Genomic DNA, 9,685 nt, shown 5'->3' with positions numbered 1-9,685 from the left:
AGGCCAGGGCCTTGTATGGCACGGGTGTCGAGTCGGCGGTCTGGACACTGACCGTGACGGCCACCACCGCGCCTACGCTGACCTCCGCGAAGGGCTCGCCGAGCGGTGTCGAAATTCCTGCCGCAGGGTTCACGGTAGAAACGGCTGTAACTCTCTCCGGGATTGCTGCCAAAGGCCAGAATGTCGAAATCTTTGACGGCGCTGTCTCCAAAGGTCCGGCAACTGCACATGCCACAACCGGTGTCTGGACGTTGCTCGTCAGTGCCTTGGCTTTGGCAGCGCACAGCTTTACCGTCAAGGCGCTGTACGGTTCGGGGGCGACGTCGGCACCTAGGACCCTGACCGTGACAGCGGCCACGGCACCGACGATTACCTCGGCCAAAGGCTCGCCCAGCGGGGCCGATATTCTACCGGGAGGAACCACCGTGGAAACCGCTGTTACGCTCAGCGGCGTCGCCGCCAAAGGCCAGAAAGTCGAAATCTTTGACGGCGCTGTCACCAAAGGTCCGGCAACTGCAGATCCCACAACCGGTGTCTGGACGTTGCTCGTTAATGGCCTTGCTATGGCAGCACACAGCTTCAGCGCCAAGGCGTTGTACGGTTCGGGTGCCGTGTCAGCCGCCAGAACACTGACGGTGACAGCCGCTGCTCCGAAGTTGATGTCAATAATAGATTTGAGCGGCGCCGAGATTCCTGAGGGAGGCGTAACCATGCATCACGCCCGTTCGGCAAGCGGAGATGCGCCCGGACACGCATCTGTACAACTTTTCATCAACGAAAAACTCTTTGGCACATACGGAGTTGGTGCGAATCACTCTTTCCGAACAAACGAATTTCCTTTACAAGGGGGTACCAATCGACTCCAGATCAAAGGAGGCGGCACAGAGTCGAACGTGAGGACACTAACTAAAATATAGTAACTCCAAACGGCGCGTTATCGGGGACAGACCCTGAGCCCCCACAAACCTACTCCGGGCTCTGCGCCTGATGATGCATCTCATCACGCAGCAGTAAAAAGGGGGACGGAATTATTTAACCAGTAATTTAAACAGCGGGGCTTGATCGAGATTTTTCTGCTGACCGGGATGGCTCTTTCGCGAGCAAGCTCGCTCCCACAGGGGGAACGCGTTCGTTCCAAATGTGGGAGCGAGCTTGCTCGCGAAGGGGCCAGTGAAGTCAGCGCAAATCGCCTTTTAAACTCGGGCGTTTAAAAGACACCTTCAGACACGCCTTCCAGGCTACAAATTCTTGCGCCTTTGCCTACAGCTACGCCAGAATCCGCCGGCTTGTGCGCTTTGGGGTCGGGTTCTATTGTGGATCGGTCGCTGACGAATCAGCGATCGGGTTTAGCGACCCGGACCAACTCAGTGCATCAGCGTTCGTGGCTTCGTTGTGGGACTCTTCGCCCGCAAGTACGTTATGGCGGCTGTATGCGGGAGACCTTTGGGTCTACCGGTGTGCCTGAGACCGGTTCGCTAACCTGCGTACAGCTGCCACCTTCACCTGTTTAGCGACAGAGAAAGAGTGGCTCCCTAAATTCAGGAGCTTCACCATGATCAAACCAACACCCAACCCACCCGAAACCGACGCCACCTCCCCCTACGAATCCCTCGATTCAAAAAAACTCCACGAAGCCGCCGACCGCGCCCTCGATCACTACCTCTGCCCACCCGGCTCGACCCCACCGCCACGCAAAACCCGGCGGATGTACGCCGTCACCGCGGACTTCAAAAACGAGGAACTGCTGGCCGATGCCAGCGAAACCCTCGCTTCCGCCAGAACCATCGCCCATGACTTCGCCCATCTCATACCCGCGTCGCAGCGCAGGACTCTATTGGGGATCGCGCAATTGATCATGCTCGGCGAACTGGCGGTGAATCGGGTGATGGATAATCTGGAGGTACCGCAGTAGCACGGTTCTGTGACATGCCTTGGGTGAGGTGTTGTGGCTGCTGACGTCTTCGCGGGCAAGCCCGCTCCCACAGGGATCTGCGCCGTTCACAAACCCCTGATCCACCGACGAACCTGTGGGAGCAAGCTTGCTCCGGGCGGCGATCCGACGAAGGCGACCTCACAGCCAGCACATGTCTTCAGGCATAAAAAACCGCTGCCCCGTTGAATCGGGACAGCGGTTTTTGTGGTTTCGACAGCAACATTTTCTCGTCCAAGCCACAGACGACCACTCGTCGGATACCACGCGAAACCTGTCAGACTTGACAGGTGTGCAAACCCTTCAACACAGGTTCAATCACTCCATCACCCGAGACGGAGTGCACGCCCATGTTCGCTATCCACCCCGCGCTTGCAAGCACCCCGCCTCTCGATGAATTCGACTACCACACGACGCCTGCGCGCTCTTCAAGAGGTCTTGCCTGATGCCTTCTCACACACTCTTCCGCTTCCCTCCCCTGAGGGAAGGCAATGACACACTGGTACTGCGCCCGCTGCTGATTCCGGGGATGCTCGAACCGACGCAAGACGGCGATGGCGGTATCAACATCAACGTGGCCACTGACGATCCGCAGGGCCTGCTTTGCGTGATCAATCCTTATCTGCCCCCCATGAAAGAGGGGGACAAACTCGAGATCCACTGGAACAACGAGAAAGTGCTCGAACGACTCGTAGCGGCCGACGAAGTCAATCAGCGGGTGTTCTTCTATTTGCCGACGCCGGCAGAGTCGGGGTGGGCTGAGAATTGCCATTATGTACTGACCCGCGTGGGCGAGACTCAGCCCGATCCACCGCCGGCGTCCTTGCGGGTATTGATCAAACTCTACAAGCCGGGAGATCGTGACAATGATCCGCATTTGCCCGACGGTCATTCAAAACTGAACATCGTGCAGTTGCCGCCCGAGCTGGTCGAACAGGGTGTCATAGACGCCGAATGGTCGAAAAACGGGGTGCCGGTCACAATCCCTCACTACGTGTACTGCACGCGGAACGATAAAGTCAGATTGCAGGTAGGCGACTATTCGCTACCCGCGCACCTCATTACCCAAGACCAGGCCGACGACAAGCAACCGATCGAAATCCGCATCGAACAGGAACACATTCTCCGCGTCGGCGATGGCCTGAAACGGGAAATCAAATACTACATCAATGATGAAGTGTGGAACTGGGCCGACCGCCATTCCAAACGCACCTACATCGACGTGGACGCCGGCGGCGGGCGCCTGGAACCGCCAATCTTCAAGGAAGCGGTCAATGGCGAAATTACTATCAGGGATTTGAACAAGCTGCCGGTAACAGTACAGATCCACGTCAACCCCAAGGACTTCGGTCTGGGCGACAACGTGGAAATGACCTTCATCGGTAAACCGCCAGGCAACGCTGAACCGATCGTTTGCAGCGCAACCCGCGAGATCGACGACATTCCCTCGGTGCTGGAAATCGAGGTGCCCTATGACTTGATCAGGGCTCTCGCTCTGGGCAGCGCCGACGCCTCTTATATTCTCTACAAAAAGGACGGTGGCGACCCGCTGTCTTCCCAGCGGACCATTGCGACCGTAGTGGGCGACGTCAACATGTTGCCCGAGCCGACCCTTCGCGAACTGATCGGCGACACCCTCGAACCGGACGAGCCCTACGCCACTGTCGATGTGCGCTACGGCATGAAAAACGGCGATCTGATCTGCCTGAGATGGTATGGCACCCGGTCCAATGGCGACGAGTATGAGCACGAGGTTCCGCATATCGTCAGCGACAACGAAGCCAAGGAAGGCGTGGTGACGTTCTACGTCGACGCGGAGCACATCATCGCGCTTGATAACGGCACGCTGGATCTTTCCTACATGGTCGCCAACGATGCACCGGGTCTTCTCGATGTCAGAGAGTCCGAACGGTTGCTGGCCAAGGTCGAGAAGGTTCGGGCGACGTTGCCCAGACCCGAGGTGATTGAGGCCGAGCCGCCGGGGGATGTACTTGATCCGTCGAAGGTGTTCGACAGCGTTCATGTGCTGATCGGCGCGGAGGCGAACACCGTCAGCGGTGACGTATTGACGTATTACTGGCGCAGCCCCATCCCCCTCACCAGTACGAGTGACTGGGTGCCCATCACCACCGTCAGCGCAGGCAAACCGATGCGGTTCAGGGTCGACAAGAAATACGTCACGGCAAACATCGGCCGATATGTTGATGTGCGCTACGTGCTGTGGCGTGCGGTTTCGCAGCGCTATGAATACTCGGCCACGCTGGTGCTGTTGATCGGTGAACTGGTTGGTGATCTGCCACCCCCCGACGTGCTTCAGGCGGTCGAAGGAGTGCTGAACCCTATGCATGGGCTCAACGGTGTCGACGTAAGTGTCAGTTATCCGAGCATGAACCCCGATCAGGACATGATCCGTCTAAGGTGGCTCGGCGCACCTGGTGCAGGTACCTCCGATGACCTGGAATTGCCGGGACATGCAAGTGGCACCGTCCAGTTTCCTATGCCTCCCGCGATTGTCGGTGCCAACATTGCCAAAAGAGTGAGCATTGACTACTTGGTCACCCGCTATATGGTCACCACGCCATCAGACATGTTTGACCTGTATGTATCGAACTTTCAAGACCCTGAAAACGAGCTGCCACGACCACAGATTCCGCAAGCAAAGGATGACATTCTGGATCTGATGGAATTTAACGGTGACGCCACTGCGCTGCTCGAAACGTGGCCGTTCATTGCTGCAAAGCAATGCATCTGGTTCTTCGTCGACGGTATTACCACTGCCGGACAAAGCTATCGCATCCGCATTCTGGACGGTGTGGAAATAACCCCGGCCCAGATCAGTGCCGGCCTTGATGAAGTGTTGCGCAAAAGCGAATTGATGAAACTGGGGCACTCGACCCCCGCCAGTGTCGGCTGCAAGGTCGCATTCGACGGCAGCAGGAACGAGAACAGCGCTATCGAGTTTCCCCCTCGACAATTGACGGTCAGAACCCGCTACGACTATGTAACCCCCGTCATTACGCTGGTGGAAGATGTGTGGGGCGAGATCGAAGAAGGCGACAAGACGCGCGCCGACGAAGTCATCATCTCGGGTACTGCGACGAGGGGCGAGACGATTGAACTGTTCGACGCGGGTTCGACATCGAAGGGAACCGCTCCGGTCAAGGATGACAGCACGTGGAAGGCCACCATCAGCACGCCCACCGAAAAGCTCTACAGCATTACCGCCAAAGCCTTGTATGACGCTGACCCCGTATCCAGTGATCCGAGAACATTCACCGTCAAATTCACGCAAACACCGGAAATTCTCTCCGTGACCGACTCTCGAGGACCGGTTGCCCCTGGAGCTACCACCTATGACAACAGTGTTCTGGTCATGGGCAGTGCGACTCCCAACCTGCAAATCGAGCTGCGCGAAAGCAATCAGCCGAATATCACTCTGGATGTCGATAACGACGGTCATTGGGAACACCGGCTCAACGACCTCAAGGTTGGCAATTACAGCCTGGTCGCCACTGCCAAATACGAGGTCGACCCGCCATCGAGCCCCGCCAGAACCTTCAAAGTTGCACAGGCTGTGACACCGACGATTTCCAGGGTCAGTGATGTCCGCGGAGACATCGCCCCAGGCGGTACGACCTATTACCGCAGTGTCGCGCTGACCGGCAAGGCCAGTCCGAACGAGACGATCACACTGCTCGATACCACGACCGTTATCGACACGGTGGCTGTCCCGGCGAGCGGCGATTGGCAATACACATTCAGCAGCCTTCACCTGAAAGGCTACAGCCTGACTGTGCGGGCGGAATACGGCAGCAATCCAGTGTCCGACCCGCCAAGGGTGTTCAAGGTGGAAACCCATGTCTCGCCGACTATTACTTCCGTCAAGGATTCCGTAGCGGAAGTTGCTCAAAACCAGACCACCTATGACTCTGCGGTGAACCTGGAGGGTACCGGCACCCCGCGTGAACAGATCCAGCTCTATGACAAGGGGGGAGTCATTGGCTCGCCGGTCACGGTCGATGCCAACAAGCAATGGAAAGGTACCGCGAGTAACCTGGCGATTGCCGAGCACAGCATCACGGCGAAGGCCTTGTATGACGCGACACCGGTGGAAAGCCCGGCCAGAGTATTCAAAGTCGCGGCGCACATCGCACCAACGCTGACGTCTGTCCATGATGGCGTTAGCGAAGTCCAAAACGGCGGGCAAACCAAAAGCACCACGGTCACCCTGCGCGGCAAGGTTACACCCAACTACGAGGTGCAGATCCATGACAACAACATTCCAAAGCATAGGGTGCGAGCGATTGGTGACACATGGAGCACAACGTTGGCAGTCGGTTTGGGGGACCACTCCGTAAAAGTAAAAGCGGTCAGCACCGGGCAGGATTCAAACTCCCGCAGCTTCAAGGTGATCTCGCCAATACCACCGCTGAACTTCAATACAGATCCCGTAACCTTGAGCGGCAAGATTTATCTCATTCCGGGGAGCGCAGTATTGCCAACCTTCGGCCCAGGCACTTCGGTGCACCACAGGGCGAGTGGTGGCCAACCTGACTACGCTTATAGCACCAGTAATGGCAACGTTGCTGTCGTAGACAAGGACAGTGGGCTCGTCACTGCGCGAGGTAACGGCAGTGCAACGATTTCGGTAACGGATGAGGCGGGCCAAAGGAAAAGCTATTCGGTGTCGGTAACAGGGGTGACGCAATGTTATGGATTAGGCGCAAACTGGTTGTCCAGAATAAGTGATGAGGCAAAACGTCGAGGTCTGAGGTTGCCTTCAATGGCCGAGTTGCGGGCAATAAACAGTGCTTATGGAAATCGTTGGCCAATGGGTAATACATTCTACTGGTCTAATGAAGCGATCCTTTATTGGCCCAACCCCAACCCGTTCTATCACTGTAAAAATCTGGTTACAGGGCAGGAAAAAACGATTATGAACCTGAATGTAGTGCCCGGAGTGGGCATCACCCCTTGAGCAATGGCTGACGAGCGTGAATGCTTGGTCGAGGAGTATCACCGCTCCATCCACCGTCGTAAGCTCTCGTGTCGGGACACTCTCTGGCTTGAGCAGGCACGCCCCGATAAGCAAAAGCAGCTAAACAAAAAGACCGCCGCCCCGATTCAACGGAGCTGCGGTTTTTTATGTCTGAAGACATGTACTGGCCGCCAGGCCGCTTTCGCGAGCAAGCCACTCGCACTGGATTCTCTCTGGGCGCAGGTCTTGTGTTCGGCATAGACCAAATGTGTGCGAGCTTGCTCGCGAAGAGGCCATACTTGCCAACAAAAAATCCCCTGCAAGGGCGGGACAGCTGACGGCGTCAGCATCAGGCAAAACTGATTAACAGAAATGACAAGGCCGCTGCTCCTCGATAGAACAGCGGCCGTAAAGGTGTCTCGCTGATTACGAGACACTTTCCCTGCATGAGACAGTAGTTAAAAGCTGTACCGCCATCCCAGATTCACACCGAAAGGCTGTTCGATATGCTCCCCATTGGCATAGTCCAGGTCCATATGCACCTGCGACTTCTCCGAAATGGCCACCGCCACCCCCGCACCAAACTCCGCCCGGGAACCCGACAAGTCATTGTTGAACACGTTGTTGTTGACCTTCACTTCGTTGTTCGAGGCGAACTCATGAGCAATCGCCGCGCGCACGTAAGGCTGCGCGACAGCGCCGTTACCGAAACCGAAGTTGCGCCCGAACGTGGCACCGGCCTTGCCCAGCAGAGAGCGCATGCGATCGCCATCGGCCTGCATGTCGTTGTTCAGCGTGTAGCGTTTACCCTGGATCTGCACCGCCGACAGTTGCGTGAAAGGCTCGACGAAGTAGCCGTCTGCCAGTTTTATATGACGACCGAATTCCGCCGAACCGCCCATACCCCAGTTGTCGTAATCGCCTTTGGTGCGGCTGTCGTCACTCAGGCGGACCTTGGACTCGTTGCGAAAGCGGTTGAACTTGAGCACGCCGTCGAAGTAATAACCGCTATCGCTGTCGAGCCAGGTCACGTAGGGGCCGACGTAGTAACTTTTCACCGTGCCCGAGGTGCCACGGTTCAAGTCCAGATCGGACTCGCTGGTGCCCGCCAGCACGCCCACCAGTATCTGGCTTTCACCCACTCGGGCGTCAGCGCCAAGGGACAGGCCCTGCTGCGTCTGCTGGTAGCCCACGCCCGAACCGTCGGCCACGTTGTATTTGTTGCCGTACGTGCGGATCCAGCCACCGGACTGTCCGCCATTGAAACGCAGCTCTCCCATGCGGCTGCGCAACGACGACAACTCGCCGTACCACACGGTCGGCGCGGTGTTGAACAAGGCCAGTACCGAGCGCGCGCCGGGGCTGATGACTTCGGTGGTCGGGTCGAGAAACCACTCCTTCGCTCCCCCCTCGATTTCCCGACTGGCCAACCCATAAGACCAGGTCCCGACATCCACCCGCTGATCGCCGGCCAGCGCAAAATTCGCACCGTCGGTGGTGCCGGTACGCACTAGCGTCAATTGCTGCGGCGACAACGCATCCAGCCCCGAAGCCTTCACAGCGAGATCGAACTGCCCCTCTGACTGACCAAGAACATTGAGGAAATCACTCTCACCACTGGCAAAATCACCTTTCATTTCAAACGTACCGGTACCGGCGAGCGAACCGATCGTCAGTCGATGGTAGGTCGCGGGCTCTTGCGCCGCGCCGAAAGTAACTCGTCCTCCTTCCATGCGCATTGCGCCAACAGAGTCATCGCCGGTCAGGGTCCAGTTTGAATTGTCGTTGATGTTGACGCCGGCGACCTTGTCCAGGCTGCCGGTGAATTGCGACTGGTTCTGCAGGGTGACGCTGGCCGTCGAGCCGTCCTCAACCAGCACGTCTCCGGTCATATGGCCTCGGTCGAAGATGAAATCAGCCGTGCTGGAACCCGTCACTGCAAAGTTGCCATTCAACGTACTGCTGCCAACCGTTACAGCGGCGGTCGAAGCCTCTTGAACCACCAGTAATTGATCAGCGCTACCCTGCAGAGTGGAGTTGTTCAGCACCTCGATGCTGACGTTTGCGCCACGGGCAACTTCTATGGCCGGCCCGTTGCGCCCCTCAACACTGGCACCGTCCAGTACCAGCGTATTGCTACTGCCTGAAACGGACGAGTCGTTGACCATCCGTACCCCCGCCCGGTCGCCGCTGATACGAGTACCGTCAGTAGCGTGCACCTCACCGCCGATCATATTCAGGCCGACACTGCCCGCGGCCTGCCCCGTGACTTCACTGCCGATCAGTGTCAGGTGGCTCAACGCGGTTATCTGTATCCCGGCTTCGCCCCCCCTGAATTGACTGTCAGTCGCGGTGACAGTCGACCCCTGCGTCGAGGAGAAAGACCGATTGACCATCATTCCTATCCAGTCGCTGGTGACATTGGCCTGCACAAGAGTGCCTCGACTGTCCGAGATGGAAATCCCCTCAATGCCAGGTTCAGCATTCACCGTGGCGCCATTGATGTTCAATGTCGATCCGGAAACCACGTTGAGGTTTTGAGTACTGGCCCGGGTCAGATTCAGTACCCCGTTATTGCGCACCAGATAATCAGTGGCCGGCACTGTCGAATCTACATCCAGCGTGCTGTTATCGACGATGACCGCCAACGCGGGAGAACCCAACATAAAAAATGCCGGTATCGCTACCAGCATTCGAAAGCTTCCGGTGGAAGCGACTCTGCAGAATGAAAAGACTTCGGGTTTCATGATTGACTATCCTTCGTTTAATTAACTCCG

The 9,685-nt window shown here is 57.3% G+C and carries 3 protein-coding genes and 1 pseudogene; 3 read left to right on the top strand and 1 reads right to left on the bottom strand.

Annotated features, from left to right (window positions below):
* The 3 genes and pseudogenes from ACW9IR_RS20130 to ACW9IR_RS20120 form a co-directional block, all read left to right on the top strand.
* Positions 1-917 (top strand): annotated as a pseudogene (locus tag ACW9IR_RS20130) (hypothetical protein); the annotation flags it as partial.
* A gap of 635 nt (positions 918-1,552) precedes the next feature.
* On the top strand, positions 1,553-1,912 hold the full coding sequence (locus ACW9IR_RS20125; RefSeq protein ID WP_457464850.1) for a DUF6124 family protein: 360 nt from the start codon (positions 1,553-1,555) through the stop codon (positions 1,910-1,912).
* 463 nt (positions 1,913-2,375) lie between these two features.
* Positions 2,376-6,908 (top strand): Ig-like domain-containing protein, encoded by a 4,533-nt coding sequence (locus tag ACW9IR_RS20120; protein ID WP_457464848.1) that lies wholly within the window; start codon positions 2,376-2,378, stop codon positions 6,906-6,908.
* Between the two features lie 458 nt (positions 6,909-7,366).
* On the opposite strand, the gene ACW9IR_RS20115 is transcribed toward ACW9IR_RS20120, so the two are convergent.
* Entirely contained in the window at positions 7,367-9,655 is a 2,289-nt protein-coding gene (locus tag ACW9IR_RS20115) for an autotransporter outer membrane beta-barrel domain-containing protein (RefSeq protein ID WP_457464846.1), read from the bottom strand.
* Between the last annotated feature and the right edge of the window lie 30 nt (positions 9,656-9,685).

Source organism: Pseudomonas sp. SDT291_1_S447 (assembly GCF_054070155.1).
This window is presented reverse-complemented; position numbering and strand designations above follow the sequence as displayed.